Origin of the sequence: Sphingomonas sp. HMP6 (assembly GCF_013374095.1) — a bacterium.
Taxonomy (GTDB): domain Bacteria; phylum Pseudomonadota; class Alphaproteobacteria; order Sphingomonadales; family Sphingomonadaceae; genus Sphingomonas.
Genome location: NZ_AP022672.1, coordinates 1207457 through 1223173, shown reverse-complemented (window position 1 = coordinate 1223173; position 15717 = coordinate 1207457). Strand labels below are relative to the sequence as shown.

Here is a 15717-nt window from a genome sequence, read left to right as displayed (position 1 = left end):
CGCCCATGCTTATTTGGCGGTGGTCGCGCCAATCGGGCGGGAATTGGCGGTCGCGGCATACGCGGCGATGCCGCTCAACACGGTACCGACCATCAGCAGAATCAGAACGCGCTTCATCAACCATCCCCCCCAGGGCGCAGCATCAGATCGCGCACGTCGCTCAGCCGCCCGGTCACCGCCGCTGCCGCCGCCATGGCGGGCGACACCAGATGCGTCCGCGCACCCGGCCCTTGCCGCCCGACGAAATTGCGATTCGACGTGGACGCGCAGCGTTTGCCCGGCGGCACCTTGTCCGGGTTCATCGCCAGGCACATCGAGCAGCCCGGCTCGCGCCAGTCGAATCCGGCGGCGATGAAGATCCGGTCGAGCCCCTCGGCCTCGGCCTGGCGTTTGACCAGGCCCGAGCCGGGGACGACCAGCGCGTGCAGGCCATCCGCGACATGGCGACCCTTCGCGACGGCGGCGGCAGCGCGCAGATCCTCGATCCGGCTGTTGGTGCAGCTACCGATGAAGACATAGTCGACGCCGACATCCTGCATCGCCATGCCGGGCGTGAGGCCCATATAGGCGAGCGATTTGCGTGCCGCGTCGCGCTTGGCCGGGTCGGCGAAGCTGTCGGGATGCGGCACGACGCCGGTAATCGGCACGACATCCTCGGGGCTGGTGCCCCAGGTGAGCTGCGGCGCGATGTCGGTCGCGTCGAGTTTCACCAGCGCGTCGTAGCGCGCGTTCGGGTCGCTCGGCAGCGTGCGCCAATAGGCGAGCGCTTGATCCCAATCCTGGCCCTTCGGCGTCATCGGGCGGCCCTTCAGATAGGCGAAGGTCGCCTCGTCCGGCGCGACCAGACCGGCGCGCGCGCCACCCTCTATCGACATGTTGGCGATCGTCAGCCGCCCCTCGATCGACATCGCGCGAATGATCGATCCGGTATATTCGATGACATGGCCGGTGCCGCCTGCCGTCCCGATCCGCCCGATGATCGCCAGGATCACGTCCTTCGGGCTGACCCCAAAGCCGAGGGTGCCGTCGACGCGCACTTCCATCGTCTTGGACGGGGTGAGCAGCAGCGTCTGCGTGGCGAGCACATGCTCGACCTCGCTCGTCCCGATGCCGAAGGCGAGCGCGCCGAGCGCGCCGTGCGCCGAGGTATGGCTGTCGCCGCACACCAGCGTCGTGCCGGGCAGGGTGAAGCCCTGCTCGGGCCCGACGACATGGACGATGCCCTGTTCGGGCGCGGCCGAGTCGATATAGTCGATGCCGAAGTCGTGCGTATTGCGTTCCAGCGCGTCGAGTTGTGCGGCGCTTTCGGCATCGGCGATCGGCACGCGATTGCCCGCGGCGTCGCGCCGCGGCGTGGTCGGCAAATTATGGTCGGGCACCGCGAGCGTCAGATCCGGGCGGCGCACCGCGCGGCCATTGGCGCGCAACCCCGAAAATGCCTGTGGGCTGGTCACTTCGTGGACAAGGTGCCGGTCGATAAAGATCAGGCACGTCCCATCGTCGCGCCGTTCGACGACGTGATCGTCCCAGATTTTTTCGTAAAGTGTGCGCGGATGGCTGGCCATGCGCGCGCTTTAACCGAAAGATGCGTCGCCGCAAGGGTGGGAGGGTCGTTTATTGCGCAGCGGGCGCTTGCGCGAGCTTTTCCTTGAGGAACGCCACGCTGTCCGCCAGCACCGGCGCGCGCGCGCGGAACGGCACCGAAAGCGCCATCGCAATCCCTTCGTGCGTCTGGCCCGGATAATTCTTCACGTCGACCGGCGCACCCAATGCCTTCAACCGCGCCGCAAGCCGGATCGCATTACGCGGGCGCACGGTCGTGTCGGCGGTGCCGGTCACCAGCAGCATCGGTGGCGCATCGGCGCGGGCGAAGGTGATCGGCTGGGTCATCGCCGGATCGGCAGCGCCCTGGAACGCCGCGCGGGCGCGGTCCGAGGTCCAGGGGTAGAAATCATAGGGCCCGCACAAGGGGGCGGCGGCCTTCACGATCCGCGGATCGACCCCGACCGCCTTCAGCCAGCGTTGGTCGAGCGTCAGCATCGCGACGGTATAGGCACCCGCCGAATGCCCGGACAGGGCGATCCGTGTCGGGTCACCGCCGAAGTCTGCGATGTGGTCGCGGGTCCATTTCACCGCGTCGGCACCGTCCTGCAGCATCGCCGGGAAGCGGATTTGCGGCACCTTGCGGTAATCCGGCACCACGACCACGAACCCTGCCTTGGCGAAGGCGCGCGCGGCGAAACCGTAGGCGCGGCGGTTGCCCTCGGCCCAGCCGCCGCCATACCAGAAGATCAGCACCGGGCGCTTCTCCGCCGGACCGACCGGACGCCATACGTCGAGCGTCTGGCCGTGGCCTCCGAACCCCAGACCCTTACCGACGCGCTCCACCCCAGTGCCGCCGCCCATCGCCTTGTCGAGGAAGCTGAGCAACCCCGGCGGCGATGTGAGCGCCACAGCGGACCCCATGCTCACCATCAACAACAGGACGAGGGCGACGACGATGCGGCGCGTCAAGCGAGATACTTCGCGGTCGTCTTAGCGGCGATTTCGTCGGCGGTGACGCCGGGGGCCATCTCGACCAAGTGGAACGGTGATGCGTGGTCGGGGCGCTGGAACACCGCCAGATCGGTGATGATCATATCGACGACGTTCTTGCCCGTCAGCGGCAGCGTGCAGGCCGGGATAAACTTGGGGTCGCCATTCTTGCTGGTGTGCTCCATCACGACGATGATCTTCTTGACGCCCGCGACCAGATCCATCGCGCCGCCCATGCCCTTGATCATTTTGCCCGGGATCATCCAGTTCGCGATGTCGCCATTCTCGGCGACTTCCATCGCGCCGAGCACGGTCAGATCGATATGCCCGCCGCGGATCATCGCGAAGCTGTCGGCGCTGGAGAAATAGGCCGTCTGCGGGAGTTCGCTGATCGTCTGCTTGCCCGCATTGATGAGATCGGGATCCTCTTCGCCGGCCAGCGGAAACGGCCCGATGCCGAGCATCCCGTTTTCCGATTGGAGCGTGACCTCGACGCCCGGCGGAATGTGGTTGGCAACCAGCGTCGGAATACCGATGCCGAGGTTCACATAGAAACCGTCCTGCAGCTCACGCGCGGCGCGCGCCGCCATTTCGTCGCGGGTCCAAGCCATTAGTGGATATCCTTGTTCGGTAAGTAGCTGATGATGCCATCCTCGGCGTCATCAGGATCGAGCTCATGGCCGGGGTCGGTCGGGTTACCGCGTTCGGCGTCGAGGCCTTCCCAGATCCGGGCTTCGGCCTCGGCTTCGGTAATGCCGGTCGCCTGGGCATACGCGCGTGCGCCGTGGCGGACGACATCGACCAAAGCGATGCCGAGCGCCATCGGATCGGCACCGATCGGCACGGGGTTGATGAAGCAGGTGGTCGGGCCATCCTTGATCGCCCAGACGCGCAGAAACTCGCGCGCACCGCCGAGCATACCGGCATAGCGCTGCAGATCGATCGGGATCGGCTTCTTCTTCACGGTGTCGGCTCCGTCGAATTCCAACGCTGGGCGGGGGCGAAGATGTCGTCCACGCCGCCCTTCAGCGCGGTGCCATAGGCCGGGTTGGGCAGCGTGAACCAGCCCGCACCGAACACGGTGATCAGCGGTTCGGTGAGCACCGCAGCCCGCCGCGCCGCAGGGGTGAGGCCGGCGTTGAACAGATCGCTGAAATCGCCGAGTTGATCGCCGCCCATCGCAACGACGCAATAGTTCGCGGCGATCGTCGCGCGGCGGCCGTCCTTCTTGCTGCCCATCGCGTCGTCGCCCGAGAGATAGAGCGTCTCGCCGTGAACCGCGGGGCCGAGACCGGCACCCTCGATCGCGGCGCGTGTCGTGTCGGCATTGGCGGAGGAGCGGTTGGTGTTGAACATAACGGTAACGCCCATCTGCCGGATCACGCCGAGCGCGCGGACCGATCCGGGCGTCGGGAGCACCCTTGTGCCGCCGCTCCGTTCCCAAGCCTGCCAGCGCTTCTCGTCATAGCTGCGGCCGGGGTGGAGCGCTTCGTCATATTCGAAGCCGGTGTTGAGCAGCACCGTCTCGTCCACGTCGAACACGACCGCCTTTGGCTTGGAGCCGCAGGGCACCCATTTCGGCGCGGCGAGCGTCGCATCCGGGGCGAGGACGACCGAGTCTTGCGGCGGCGTCGCCACTTGGCGCGCGACGTAAGAGACGATGCTCCGCCACGTCTGCTGCGAAGCGGCTGCGGCTTCGCCCGAGCCGTAGAGATATTGGATGCCGGTGGGGATGGCTGGGGCTGGGGGTATCCATCCGCCATGCTCGATAGGCGCCACGTCGCCAGCATGTCGAACTTCGGTCCGTGGTCCCGCCGCACAAGATGACAGTGCGAGCGCGATGAGCGCAACCGTTCCCCTCCCGCGTGCGGGAGGGGTTAGGGGAGGGGATGTTTGAGCGACGGAGCGCTGGACATGCCCTCCCCCAGCCCCTCCCGCACGCGGGAGGGGAGCAGAAGCAGCGCAGCCCGCCGCGCCCATCACGCCGCCTCGCGCACCGTGCGAAACTCGATCTTCTTGTCGTATGGCGCGCCGATGATCATGCGCTTCACATAAATACCCGGCAGGTGAATGCAGTCGGGGTCGAGGCTGCCGACCGGCACCACTTCCTCGACCTCGGCCACGCAAATCCGACCGGCCGTCGCCATCGGCTGATTGAAATTGCGCGCGGTCTTGCGGAAGATGAGGTTGCCGCTTTCGTCCGCCTTCCAGCCCTTGATAATGGCGAGGTCGGCGCGGATGCCGCGTTCGAGGATGAACTCCTCGCCGTCGAAGACCTTCACTTCCTTGCCCTCGGCGACTTGTGTGCCGACGCCGGTCTTGGTGTAGAAACCGGGGATACCGGCACCGCCGGCGCGGCAGCGCTCGGCGAGCGTGCCTTGCGGACAGAATTCCACCTCGAGCTCGCCCGCCAGATATTGCCGCTCGAATTCCTTATTCTCACCGACGTACGAGGAGATCATCTTCTTGACCTGACGCGTGCGCAACAGCTTGCCGAGGCCTTCGCCGTCGATGCCGGCATTGTTGCTGGCGATCGTCAGATCCTTGGTCCCGGCATCTCGGATCGCGTCGATCAGCCGCTCGGGAATGCCGCACAGCCCGAAGCCGCCCGCGCAGATCGTCATCCCATCATGGAGCAGCCCGTCGAGAGCAGCGGCGGCATCGGGATAGAGTTTGCGCATCGGTGGGTCCCCGGTCGAAGGTGCTTGGCGGATGTGCGCGCCGATTAGGGCGGGGAGGGGTGGCCGGTCAAGGAGACCCCGACCAACACCGGCCTTGGGTCAAATATTTGCGCCGAAAAGGTGACCAATGCCGGCCGTCACCGCCATCGCCAGCGCCCCCCAGAACAGGACGCGGATCGCGCCGCGCCAGATATTCGCCCCGCCGATCTGCGAGCCGACCGCGCCCAGCACCGCCAGCAGCACCAGCGTCGCCACCACGACCGCCTCGATCAACGCGGTGCCGCGGAACAGGAAGGCCATCAGCACGGGCAGGATCGCACCGACGGCGAAGCTTGCCGCCGATGCGAGCGCCGCCTGCACCGGCCGCGCGACCATCGCTTCGTGGATGCCAAGTTCGTCGCGCATGTGCGCGCCAAGCGCATCATGCGCCATCAATTGCTCGGCAACTTGCAGAGCGAGCGCGCGGTCCAGCCCGCGCTGACGATAGATTGCGGCGAGTTCGTGCGTTTCGGCCTTGGGGTCATCGGCCAGCTCGGCCGCTTCGCGCGCACGGTCGGCCGCCTCGGTATCGGCCTGCGAGCTGACCGAAACATATTCGCCCGCCGCCATCGACATTGCGCCTGCGACCAGCCCGGCGACGCCGGTGAGGAGGATTGCGTTCTGGCTCTGCGCGGCGGCAGCGACCCCGACTATCAGGCTGGCGGTCGAGACGATTCCATCATTTGCGCCGAGTACGCTTGCGCGCAGCCAGCCGATACGCTGGACCAGATGTCGTTCGCCGGTTCTTATCATTCCGACGGCCTAGCGCGCGCGCGCGCAATAGGCCAGCGCCAAGCCCGGGCGCGGCCATTCCATGCTGATCAGGCGTCCGGTGCCCGACAGCGTGATGTAGGCGGTGCGCAAGTCCGGCCCGCCCCAGCAGATGTTGGTGGTGAAGGGATCGGGGGTGGCGATGAACTCGATCAACGCCCCGGCGGGCGAAATGACCGAGATGCCGCTCTCGCCGATCGTTGCGACGCAGATGTTGCCGCACGCCTCGACCCCGAGTGAATCGAAGAATTTGTAGCCGGCGGGGCGATAGAGTGGAATGCCGGTACCGGCGAGGCCAGGGGTTTGATCGACTTTGCCCGGCGTGGTCACGTCGAATGCCATCAGGCGGCAGGTATAGGTCTCCGCCGCGTAGAGCCGCTTGCCATCGGGGGAGAGGCCGATGCCGTTGGGGTTCTCGCTGGGAAAGACGACTTCTTCCAGATGGCTACCATCGGCCTTTGCATAGAAGATGCCGGTGATGTCACGCTCACGGTCGCGGTTCTTGCCATGGTCGGTGAACCAGAAGCCGCCATGCGCATCGAACACGATATCGTTCGGGCCGCGCAGCACGCAGCCGAAATCGCCGTCCTTGTAGAGCACCTCGACCGCGCCGGTGGCCAGATCGATCCGTTCGATCCGTCCGCCCGAATAATCGTCGGCCTGGCCGTGCGGGATGAGCAGGCCGGCCGGGTGATCAATGTAATTGAAGCCACCATTGTTGCAGCAATAGAGCTTTCCGTCCGGGCCGATTGCCAGCCCGTTCGGGCCGCCGCCGGGTTCGGCGACGGTCTCGGTCGATCCGTCTGGGCGGACGCGGGTGATGCGACCGGCGGCGATTTCGACGAGGATCACGCTGCCATCGGGCATCGCCACAGGTCCCTCTGGAAAGCGCAGGCCGCTGGCTAAGGTCTCGAAAGTCACATCCTACTCCTCTTTTTCCGACAGCGTATCGGAAGCGCGCCCGCTCCCAAAGCGGCCTCTTGACTACAGACGTAAACGGTACGATTACAGCCGTAGTCATTACGGAGAGCGACTCATGGCCGAACGCATCAGCGACGCAGAACATGCGGTGATGGAAGTGTTATGGGACGAAAGCCCGCTCACCGCGCAGGACGTCGCCGAGCGGATCCCGGCGGAGCGCGACTGGTCCGCGAATACGGTCAAGACGCTGCTCGGGCGGCTGCTCGCCAAGGCGGTGATCGCGCATGAGGAGGACGGGCGGCGCTATCGCTATCGTCCGCTTGTACAGCGCGAGGACTATGTCGCGGGCGAATCGCGCAAGATGATGGACCGGCTGTTCGGGGGGCGGCTAACCCCTCTGGTCGCGCATCTGGCCGAGCGCGACGCGCTGACCGCGCAGGACATTTCCGAGATCGAGGCGTTGCTAAAGGGGTTGAAGTCGTGATCGGTTGGCTGGTCGAGGCGCTGCTCGCCTCAACCGTGTTGATGGTTGCGGTGCTGCTGCTGCGCGGTCCCGTGCCGAAAGCGTTCGGCGCACAGATCGCTTATGCGCTGTGGCTGCTGCCCGTGCTGCGGTTGTTGTTGCCGCCGCTTCCGGCCGATTGGTGGCAGGCCGCTGCCGTCGCGCCGGTGCAGCGTGCGACCGAGCAAGTCACGGTGTTGTTCGTCACCCCCATCGCGGAAACCGCTGCGCCGACTTTGACAACAATGGGGCCGATCTTGGGGCCGCTGCTTGGCCAGGTGCTGGCGGGGCTGTGGATTGCGGGGGCGGTCGCGTTCGTCGGCTGGCACACGCTTGCCCACCACCGCTTCTGCCGCCGCTTGCTCGACCGGGCGAGCACGCACGACACGGCGGATGACGTGCATATCATCGAGACCGAAGCGGCCACCGGCCCGCTCGCCTTCGGGGTTTGGCGGCGTTACGTCGCCTTCCCGCGCGATTTCGCCGAACGCTACGAGCCGGAAGAGCGCGATCTGGCGCTGGCGCATGAGCTTGGCCATCACGCGCGCGGCGATTTGATCGCGAACTGGATCGCCCTGGTCGTGCTGGCGCTGCACTGGTTCAACCCGGTGGCATGGCGGGCTTTTCGCGCTTTCCGCGCCGACCAGGAAATCGCCACCGATGCGCGCGTGCTGGCGGGGATGAACCCGATGCGCCGCCACAGTTATGCCTGCGCGATCCTGAAGGCCGCGCACCCGACATTTCTGGGCGGAACGGTTTCCGCGACGTGCCACCTCCACACCATCGACGATCTGAAAGGGAGACTAAGGATGCTGACCACCACAAGAACGTCGCGCACGCGGCTGGTCGCCGGGGCAGGGGTGCTGAGCCTGTGCGTCGCCGCCGGGCTGGTCCTGACGGCTTCGGGCACTGTCGCCGCCGCCAAGGTCCGCAGCACGGTCGAAGATGCGACCGGCGTCGATCTTGCCAGCCTTGATCAAAGCGCGGCTGCGCCGTTTGCTCCGCCCGCTGTGGCAGGACCGCTGACCCCTGCCCAGACCGAGCCGGACGTGCCGCTGAGACCAGGGCCGCCGCTGCCGCCGTCAGACGTGTCGCCCGCGATGCCTGAGACCCCGGAGACGCCCGAAACGCCAACCCTGCCTGAAACGTCCGCTCGCGCGCCGGGTGAGGCCCGCGCCATGACGACGACGGTGACGGTGACCAAGGACGGCAAGCGCATCGTCCGTTACGGCCGGTACGTGAAGCTCAACCGCGACGGCAGCTATACCGTCGTCGGGGAGATCGCGCCCGTACCGCCGATGCGCGCCTTACCTCCGATGCGCGCTTTACCGCCAATGCCCGCCATGCCGCCGATGCCGCAAATCTCTTCGCGGAACTGTGGCCCACTTGGAAAGGGCGGCAAGATGGTAATCAAGGAGCAGTTTTCGGGCGGGCAGCGCATCATCATCTGTAACGATCGCATTGCCGCTGCGGCCAACAAAGGCGCCGTGATCGCCGCAAACAGCGCGAATATCGAGCGCGACGCTTATGCCCATGCACTGAGCGGCCTGCGCGCCGCGCGTGCCCGGATGCTGAGTGACACCGACATGAGCACGGAAGCACGCAAGCACGCACTGGAGGGTATCGACACCGCAATCAAGGAAGTCGAAAGCGATCTGGCGCGGGTGCGATAGGACTCAAACCCAACGATCCCTCCCTCCGGATACGCCGGGGGGAGGGGTTGCCCTTGCCAAGGCCCGCCCGACCCGCCATTTCGCAGGGCATGAGCGAGCAACTCCCCGGCGTCCCCGAGCAGCTCGAACCGCTTGTGTCGCGCGTTCTGGCGCCCAACCCGTCGCCTTTCACCCATACCGGCACGCAAGTGCATCTGATCGGAACGACCGATCTGGCAGTGATCGACCCCGGTCCCGACACCCCCGGCCATATCGATGCGCTGGTCGCCGCGATTGGCGGACGCCCGGTCCGCGCGATCCTGATCACGCATACGCACCGCGACCACAGCCCCGGATCGCGCCCGCTTGCCCAAGCGACCGGCGCGCCGATCGTGGGCTGCGCGCCGCTTGCCCTCGATGACGCCGGGCTTCGATCGGATGCGTCATTCGACCGTGATTACGCGCCGGACCGGGTGCTGGCGGAGGGCGAAAGCGTCAGCGGCGAAGGTTGGACGCTGACTGCGCTGGCGACGCCTGGCCATACCTCCAACCACCTCGCCTTTGCTCTGCCAGAAGCGCAGGACGAGGCGGGCGCGCTCTTCACCGGTGATCATGTGATGGGCTGGTCGACCAGCATCGTCTCTCCGCCCGACGGCGACATGGCAGCCTATATGGCGAGCCTTGAGAAGCTGATGCACCGCACCGACCGGATCTATTATCCGGCGCATGGCGATCCGGTGGAAAGTCCGCAGCGGCTGGTGCGGGGGATGCTCGGCCATCGCAAGCAGCGCGAGGGACAGATTTTGCGCCTGCTGCGCGGCGCGCCCGCAACGATCCCCGACATGGTCGCGCGCATGTATGTCGGGCTCGACCCGCGGCTGTTCCCGGCGGCAGAGCGATCGGTGCTGGCGCATCTGATCGACTTGCGCGACCGCTATCTGGTGACGGACGACGCCGCGCTATGGCGACCCGCGGCGGAGCCGGCATGACGGCTGACCGGTCGCCGATAAAGATCGCGGTTGCGGTCGCACTGCTGATCGCCGCGCTCTTCGCGATCAAGCTGGGCTATGACCGCTATCGCAACGATTATGTGGTCGAACAGAATGACGATCGCGAGGCGATCGACCGGATCGTTGAGACGACGTTTACGAAAACCAGCGCGCTGAAGGTCGCGACCTTGTCGGGCACCGAACAGGTGACTGCGCGCGATGTGCGGATGGGCGGGTGGCTGACCTCGGCAAAGGTGGTCAAAGTGCCCTTCACGGTCGATTATTTCGTCGATCTGGGCGCGCTCGGCCCGCGAAAGTACCAGTGGGACGAACGCCGTCGCCGGCTTGCGGTAGAGATCCCGGACGTAACCGTCGCGCAGGCCAATGTCGATGAAAGCCGGATGACGATCAATCAAACGAGCGGCGTTTGGGTGACGCGTGGGGCTGAGGTGGCGCTGGCCCGGACGATTTCGACGAAGGCGCAGGCCAATGCGCAAACCGAAGGCCGCAAGCCCGAACATCTCGCCGAGGCACGCGAAAGTGCGCGACGCGCCCTTTCGTCGCTGTTGAAAGGTGCGCTGGCTGCGGCGCAGCAGGACGGTGTCGAGGTTGCGATCAGCTTCCCGTTCGAGCGCAAGAGCGATGGCGAGCGGTGGGACACGACCCGGTCGATCTCCGAAGTGCTCGGCACCGGCAGTTGACCGATCAGGCGGCGAACAGCTTGCGCAAAGGGCGTGCCAGCAACGCCAGCACCAGGCCGCCGCCGCCGACGATCGCGGCGTGCATCAGCCAGAAGCGCGCCGGGTCCATCGTTTCGTAAAAGCCGCCCAGGCGCCCGCTGATAATGCTGGCGAAGAAGGTCGATAGATAGTTGATCCCGACTAACGTGCCACGCAGCGACGGGGGGGATTTGGTCGCATAGAGCGCCAGCGAAATCGGCGTGAAATAGAGCCAGCCGATGTTCGAGATGAGGTGGAACGCCACCGCCCATAGCAGCGGCGCGCGGCCATCTGCGCCCGAGACGTACGGCGCGGCGGCAAGCCAGGCGGTGCCGAGCGCGAAGATCGCGCAGCCGATCGCCAGCTTGGCGATGTCGTCGGGCTCCGCGCCGCGCTTCGCTTGCCAACGCCACAGGGCGAGGAAAGCGGGCATCACCAGGATCGGGGCGACGCCGTCGAGCGCCTGCAACCACGGGACCGGCAGGGTGAACCCGCCGACGCGCAGGTTCAGATGATCGCGCACCCACAGATTGTAGACGTTCCACACTTGGCTCTGCGCGATCCAGAAACAGATCTGCACCGGGAAGACGATCGCCAGTCCGCCGATCCGCGACCAATCGCTGCCAGTTAGCGGCGCGTGCTCAACCACCGCGGCGCGCGCCGTGTCCGGCGGTAAGTGGCGCTGACCGATCAGATAGACGATCAGCCCGATCAGCATCCCGAAGCCCGCAAAGCCGAAGCCGGTGTGCCAGCCGTAGAGCGCGGCCAGCGCACCGGTAATGATCGGCGCGATGAATGCGCCCAGGTTGATCGCGACATAATAAAGCTGGAAGGCATCCGCCTCGCGCCGGTCGCCATCTGCGTAGAGCGATTTGACCTGCGCGCTGAGGTTGCCGCGCAACAGCCCCGCGCCGAGGATCAGCAGCAGCAGCGCCAGCAGGAAGGTAACGTCGAACGCCAGTGCGAAATGCCCTGCGGTCATCAGCAGCGCGCCGAGCGACACCGCGAACCGCCGCCCGGTCAGCCGGTCCCCGATCCAGCCGCCGATCACCGGCGTGAAATAGATCAGCCCCACATACAGGCCGAAGGTCTGGGCGGCCAGCGCCTGCACCGATAGCGGCCCGGTAACGCCCTCGACGAGGCGGCGGAAGCCTGCAAAACCTGCGACATGCTCGACATGCCCCGGCAGCAACAGCGCGCCGACCATATACAGCACTAACAGCGCCTGCATCCCGTGGAACGAGATGCGGTCCCACAGTTCGGTCCCGGCAAGCACCCACAACCCGCGCGGTTGGCCCCACACATCGGCGGCCGCTGCGGCGGGATGCGTCAAGGGGAGCGTGGCCATCGTCTGCAAGTTTGCACGGCCTCCGACGGCTGGCAAGCGCAGGTCCCGTCGGGCAACCGCGAATTGTTTCGCAAGCGTTTTTCCGCTACAGTCTGCGTCGAACATGACGGTCGGGGGGGCGAACATGGCGACAGTGGCGACAGTGGCAGCACCAAGCGCAGAGGGCGTGCGCGGCGACAGTTTTTTCCTGTGGAGCGCGATCGCGATGGCCCTGGTCATCGTGGCAGGCTTTTCGCTGCAACTCGCGATGGGGCGGTCGAGCTTCGCCGCATCGCCGCCGCTGGTTCACGCCCATGCTATCGTCTTCATGGGCTGGGTTGCGATCTATGTGGCCCAGAACGCGCTGGTCGCGCGCGGATCGATCGCGCTGCACCGGCGGCTTGGCTGGATCGCGGCAGGGTGGATCGTGGCGATGTGCGTTCTCGGCTGCGCGGTCACGTTGGCGATGGTGCGGGAGGCGCGCACGCCGTTCTTCTTCACGCCGCTGCAATTTCTGATCCTCGACCCGGTTTCGATCTTTTCCTTCGCCGGCCTGTCGGTCGCGGCGATCGTGCTGCGGCGGCAGACCGACTGGCACCGGCGGCTGCACTTTTGCGGCATGGCGATCCTGATGGGGCCAGCTTACGGGCGATTGCTCCCGCTGCCATTGCTCATTCCTTGGGCGTATGAGGCGACCTTCGCGGCGGTGATGATTTTCCCGGTGATCGGCGTGATCGCCGATTTGCGCCGAACCGGGCGCGTTCATCCGGCCTGGGGCTGGGGAATTGGGACAATCGTATTGGTGACGCTGCTGCTGGTCGAATCCCTGAGCCAAAGTTCGATCGGTGTCGTGCTCTATCAGGCGGCGACGGCGGGTTCGCCCGGGGCTGCGGTAGCGCCGCTCGCCTTCCCGCCATTCCCGCCGCTCGCACCGCACCCTTGATCGTGGGCGCGCCCGCGTCCATGTGACACGCGGATACGCGGGAGCAGCAAGATGGACGCACGTGGTGGTATCGGCGGGAGCCTGACCGGGCTGGACCTGCGCGCTGAGATCGATCGGCTGCGCGAGGAGCGCAATGCCGTGATCCTGGCGCATTACTACCAGAAGCCCGAGATTCAGGATCTCGCCGATTTCGTCGGTGACAGTCTCGATCTGTCGAAAAAGGCGGCGGCGACCGATGCCGATGTCATCGCCTTCTGCGGCGTGCGCTTCATGGCCGAGACGGCGAAGATTCTGTCGCCCGACAAGATCGTCGTGCTGCCCGACATGGATGCGGGCTGTTCGCTTGAGGACAGTTGCCCGCCAGACAAATTCGCTGCGTTCCGTGCGGCGCACCCCGATCACATCGCGCTGACCTACATCAATTGCTCGACTGAGGTGAAGGCGCTGTCCGACGTGATCGTGACCTCGTCGTCGGCCGAGAAGATCCTCAGCCAGATTCCGCTCGACCAGCCGATCATCTTCGGGCCGGACAAGAACCTCGGCGGCTATCTGGTGCGCAAGACCGGGCGCGAGATGCTGCTGTGGCCGGGGGTGTGCATTGTGCACGAACGCTTCAGCGAAACCGAATTGCTCAAGCTGCAGCTGCAATATCCCGGCGCGCCGATCGCTGCGCACCCGGAATGCCCGCCCTACATTCTCGACCATGCCGATTATGTCGGATCGACCAGCGGCATCCTGGCCTATGCCGATCAGATGCCCGGCGACACGCTGATCGTAGCAACCGAGCCGCATATCATCCACCAAATGCACAAGGCCGCGCCGCTCAAGAACTTCATCGGCGCGCCGGGCGCGGACGGCAATTGCAACTGCAACATCTGCCCGTACATGGCGCTGAATACGCTCGAGAAGCTCTACGTAGCGCTGCGCGACCTGACGCCGCGGATCGAGATCGAAGAGGGCCTGCGCCTGCAAGCGAAGAAGAGCCTCGACGCGATGCTCGCGATGGCGAGCGGGACAGTGGGGATGGGCGATCTGGGGCCGGTGCGGGTTACGGGGGATTGAGACGGTGACCTTTACCCTCGACCGTTTCGACCTCCCCGCCTTCGTCGCCTCAACCCTCGCCGAAGACCTCGGCCCCGGCGGCGACATCACCTCCGCGGCCGTCATTCCGGCGGAGGCACGCTTTACTGGCACGATGGACAGCCGCGATGCGATCGTCGTTGCAGGGCTGCCGATCGCCGAGGCGTTCTTTCGCGCGCTCGATCCCGATGTGGTGATCGAGCAACTGGTCGAGGATGGGCAGAGCGTGTCCGCCGGGACCGATCTGCTGCGGCTGCACGGTCTAGCCCGCGCGATGCTGACCGCCGAACGATCAGCGCTGAACACGGTGCAGCATCTCTCCGGCATCGCGACGATGACGCGGAGCTATGTGGATGCGATTGCGGGCACAGGTGCCACATTGCTCGATACGCGCAAGACAATCCCCGGACTCCGCGCGCTGGAGAAATATGCCACGCGGATGGGCGGCGCGACCAATCATCGCATGGGGCTGTGGGATGCGGCGATGATCAAGGACAATCATGTCGCAGTCGCAGGCGGGGTCGGTCCGGCGGTGGCGCGCGCGGTCGCGGCGGGGATTGAGCGGATCATCGTCGAGGTCGATTCGATCGACCAGATCGAACCCGCGCTGGCGGCGGGGGCGACGCATCTGCTGCTCGACAATATGGACCCGCCGACGTTGCGCGAGGCGGTGCGACTTGTCGGCGGGCGCGTGCCGACCGAGGCCTCGGGCGGGGTGCGGCTCGACACGATCCGCGCGATTGCCGAGACAGGGGTTACCTATGTCAGCGTCGGGCGCTTGACGCAGTCGGCTCCGGCGGCCGATATCGGGCTGGATTTCGCGACACTTTGAGGGGCTGGGCGATGCGGACGATGTTGGGGATCGCGGGGGCAGCGCTGATCGCGCTGCCGGGTGTGGCGGCGGCGCAAAGTTATCAATGCACGGTGCCCTCGACCGTGCCGACCCCGCGCCCCGATCTTGCGTCTGCCAGCCAACCGCAGCGGGTGCGTCCGATCACCGGCTATACGCTCGCGCTGACTTGGGCCCCGCAATATTGCCACAATAACGCGCGCGATGCTTCGGCGCGGTTTCAGTGTCAAAGCAGCAATCGCTTCGGCTTCACGCTGCATGGGCTATGGCCCGATGGCGTCGGCAAGGAGTGGCCGCAATATTGCGCCGCGACGCCGCTGCTCCCGCCCGCAGTGATCAAGCGGAACCTATGCGCGACCCCGTCGGCGCAGCTCCTGCAACACGAATGGGCCAAGCACGGCACCTGTATGCAGACCACGCCGACCGATTATTTTGCGCGCTCGACCGGCCTGTACGGCAAGTTGCGCTATCCCGACATGAACGCGCTGTCGCGCAAGCCGTTAAACGCCGGGCAATTCGCCGCGGCCTTCGCTGCATCTAACCCGGGCGTCCCTGCCAATGCAGTGCGCGTGACCGCCAACCGCAAGGGCTGGCTCGACGAACTGTGGCTGTGCCTCGACAAGACCTTCGCCTACGCCCGCTGCGAGGCCAATTCAGGTGGATTGGCCGCTAATGCCAGTCTCAAGATCTGGCGCGGGCGCCGCTGAT

The 15717-nt window shown here is 66.1% G+C and carries 17 protein-coding genes; 8 read left to right on the top strand and 9 right to left on the bottom strand.

Going from position 1 to position 15717, the window contains the following annotated elements:
* Window positions 1–116: 116 nt before the first annotated feature.
* The 8 genes from leuC to HMP06_RS06160 form a co-directional block, all read right to left on the bottom strand.
* On the bottom strand, window positions 117–1565 hold the full coding sequence (leuC, locus tag HMP06_RS06195) for a 3-isopropylmalate dehydratase large subunit (protein ID WP_176496306.1): 1449 nt from the start codon (window positions 1563–1565) through the stop codon (window positions 117–119).
* A gap of 49 nt (window positions 1566–1614) precedes the next feature.
* Window positions 1615–2475: an alpha/beta hydrolase gene (locus tag HMP06_RS06190; protein ID WP_176498389.1), complete on the bottom strand. Its 861-nt coding sequence runs from the start codon at window positions 2473–2475 to the stop codon at window positions 1615–1617.
* A 35-nt stretch (window positions 2476–2510) separates the two neighbouring features.
* On the bottom strand, window positions 2511–3146 hold the full coding sequence (locus tag HMP06_RS06185; protein ID WP_176496305.1) for a CoA transferase subunit B: 636 nt from the start codon (window positions 3144–3146) through the stop codon (window positions 2511–2513).
* Window positions 3146–3499: a DUF5076 domain-containing protein gene (locus tag HMP06_RS06180; RefSeq protein ID WP_232089885.1), complete on the bottom strand. Its 354-nt coding sequence runs from the start codon at window positions 3497–3499 to the stop codon at window positions 3146–3148. The genes HMP06_RS06185 and HMP06_RS06180 overlap by 1 nt, the downstream gene beginning before the upstream one ends.
* The gene (locus HMP06_RS06175; RefSeq protein WP_232089884.1) at window positions 3496–4314 is read right to left on the bottom strand and encodes an HAD family acid phosphatase; all 819 of its coding nucleotides are present in this window, start codon (window positions 4312–4314) and stop codon (window positions 3496–3498) included. Before HMP06_RS06175 ends, HMP06_RS06180 begins: the two co-directional genes overlap by 4 nt.
* 200 nt (window positions 4315–4514) lie before the next feature.
* Window positions 4515–5216, bottom strand: a complete 702-nt coding sequence (locus HMP06_RS06170; RefSeq protein WP_176496304.1) for a CoA transferase subunit A — start codon at window positions 5214–5216, stop codon at window positions 4515–4517.
* Window positions 5217–5315: 99 nt separating this feature from the next.
* The gene (locus HMP06_RS06165) at window positions 5316–6008 is read right to left on the bottom strand and encodes a VIT1/CCC1 transporter family protein (RefSeq protein WP_176496303.1); all 693 of its coding nucleotides are present in this window, start codon (window positions 6006–6008) and stop codon (window positions 5316–5318) included.
* A gap of 9 nt (window positions 6009–6017) precedes the next feature.
* Entirely contained in the window at window positions 6018–6947 is a 930-nt protein-coding gene (locus tag HMP06_RS06160; protein WP_176496302.1) for an SMP-30/gluconolactonase/LRE family protein, read from the bottom strand.
* A 115-nt stretch (window positions 6948–7062) separates the two neighbouring features.
* Here HMP06_RS06160 and HMP06_RS06155 point away from each other — a divergent pair, with 115 nt between their 5' ends.
* From HMP06_RS06155 to HMP06_RS06140, 4 genes are all read left to right on the top strand, one after another.
* A complete protein-coding gene (locus tag HMP06_RS06155; protein ID WP_176496301.1) occupies window positions 7063–7431 on the top strand; it encodes a BlaI/MecI/CopY family transcriptional regulator in 369 nt (122 codons plus the stop codon).
* Window positions 7428–9122: a M56 family metallopeptidase gene (locus HMP06_RS06150; RefSeq protein WP_176496300.1), complete on the top strand. Its 1695-nt coding sequence runs from the start codon at window positions 7428–7430 to the stop codon at window positions 9120–9122. The genes HMP06_RS06155 and HMP06_RS06150 overlap by 4 nt, the downstream gene beginning before the upstream one ends.
* An 89-nt stretch (window positions 9123–9211) precedes the next feature.
* Window positions 9212–10090, top strand: a complete 879-nt coding sequence (locus HMP06_RS06145; RefSeq protein ID WP_176496299.1) for an MBL fold metallo-hydrolase — start codon at window positions 9212–9214, stop codon at window positions 10088–10090.
* A complete protein-coding gene (locus tag HMP06_RS06140) occupies window positions 10087–10791 on the top strand; it encodes a DUF4230 domain-containing protein (protein ID WP_176496298.1) in 705 nt (234 codons plus the stop codon). The genes HMP06_RS06145 and HMP06_RS06140 overlap by 4 nt, the downstream gene beginning before the upstream one ends.
* Before the next feature lie 4 nt (window positions 10792–10795).
* Here HMP06_RS06140 and HMP06_RS06135 read toward each other — a convergent pair whose 3' ends face one another.
* Window positions 10796–12157, bottom strand: a complete 1362-nt coding sequence (locus HMP06_RS06135; protein WP_176496297.1) for a peptide MFS transporter — start codon at window positions 12155–12157, stop codon at window positions 10796–10798.
* 142 nt (window positions 12158–12299) lie between these two features.
* On the opposite strand from HMP06_RS06135, the gene HMP06_RS06130 reads away from it, so the two are divergent.
* From HMP06_RS06130 to HMP06_RS06115, 4 genes are read left to right on the top strand one after another with little or no spacing between them, the layout of a single operon-like run.
* Window positions 12300–13079 carry a hypothetical protein gene (locus HMP06_RS06130; protein WP_232089883.1) on the top strand — a complete coding sequence of 260 codons (780 nt, stop codon included), beginning with the start codon at window positions 12300–12302 and terminating at the stop codon, window positions 13077–13079.
* Between the two features lie 51 nt (window positions 13080–13130).
* Window positions 13131–14141: a quinolinate synthase NadA gene (nadA, locus tag HMP06_RS06125; protein WP_176496296.1), complete on the top strand. Its 1011-nt coding sequence runs from the start codon at window positions 13131–13133 to the stop codon at window positions 14139–14141.
* 4 nt (window positions 14142–14145) lie between these two features.
* Window positions 14146–14991: a carboxylating nicotinate-nucleotide diphosphorylase gene (nadC, locus tag HMP06_RS06120; RefSeq protein WP_176496295.1), complete on the top strand. Its 846-nt coding sequence runs from the start codon at window positions 14146–14148 to the stop codon at window positions 14989–14991.
* A gap of 11 nt (window positions 14992–15002) precedes the next feature.
* On the top strand, window positions 15003–15716 hold the full coding sequence (locus HMP06_RS06115; RefSeq protein WP_443026500.1) for a ribonuclease T2 family protein: 714 nt from the start codon (window positions 15003–15005) through the stop codon (window positions 15714–15716).
* The last annotated feature ends 1 nt before the right edge of the window (window position 15717 follow it).

Bases quoted from the DNA above. Each gene is read 5' to 3' on its own strand.
- HMP06_RS06165 (WP_176496303.1), bottom strand. From the start codon at position 6,008: ATGATAAGAACCGGCGAACGACATCTGGTCCAGCGTATCGGCTGGCTG.
- HMP06_RS06190 (WP_176498389.1), bottom strand. From the start codon at position 2,475: ATGGTGAGCATGGGGTCCGCTGTGGCGCTCACATCGCCGCCGGGGTTG.
- HMP06_RS06115 (WP_443026500.1), top strand. From the start codon at position 15,003: ATGCGGACGATGTTGGGGATCGCGGGGGCAGCGCTGATCGCGCTGCCG.
- nadA (WP_176496296.1), top strand. From the start codon at position 13,131: ATGGACGCACGTGGTGGTATCGGCGGGAGCCTGACCGGGCTGGACCTG.
- HMP06_RS06140 (WP_176496298.1), top strand. From the start codon at position 10,087: ATGACGGCTGACCGGTCGCCGATAAAGATCGCGGTTGCGGTCGCACTG.
- HMP06_RS06155 (WP_176496301.1), top strand. From the start codon at position 7,063: ATGGCCGAACGCATCAGCGACGCAGAACATGCGGTGATGGAAGTGTTA.
- HMP06_RS06145 (WP_176496299.1), top strand. From the start codon at position 9,212: ATGAGCGAGCAACTCCCCGGCGTCCCCGAGCAGCTCGAACCGCTTGTG.
- HMP06_RS06135 (WP_176496297.1), bottom strand. From the start codon at position 12,157: ATGGCCACGCTCCCCTTGACGCATCCCGCCGCAGCGGCCGCCGATGTG.
- leuC (WP_176496306.1), bottom strand. From the start codon at position 1,565: ATGGCCAGCCATCCGCGCACACTTTACGAAAAAATCTGGGACGATCAC.
- HMP06_RS06170 (WP_176496304.1), bottom strand. From the start codon at position 5,216: ATGCGCAAACTCTATCCCGATGCCGCCGCTGCTCTCGACGGGCTGCTC.
- HMP06_RS06185 (WP_176496305.1), bottom strand. From the start codon at position 3,146: ATGGCTTGGACCCGCGACGAAATGGCGGCGCGCGCCGCGCGTGAGCTG.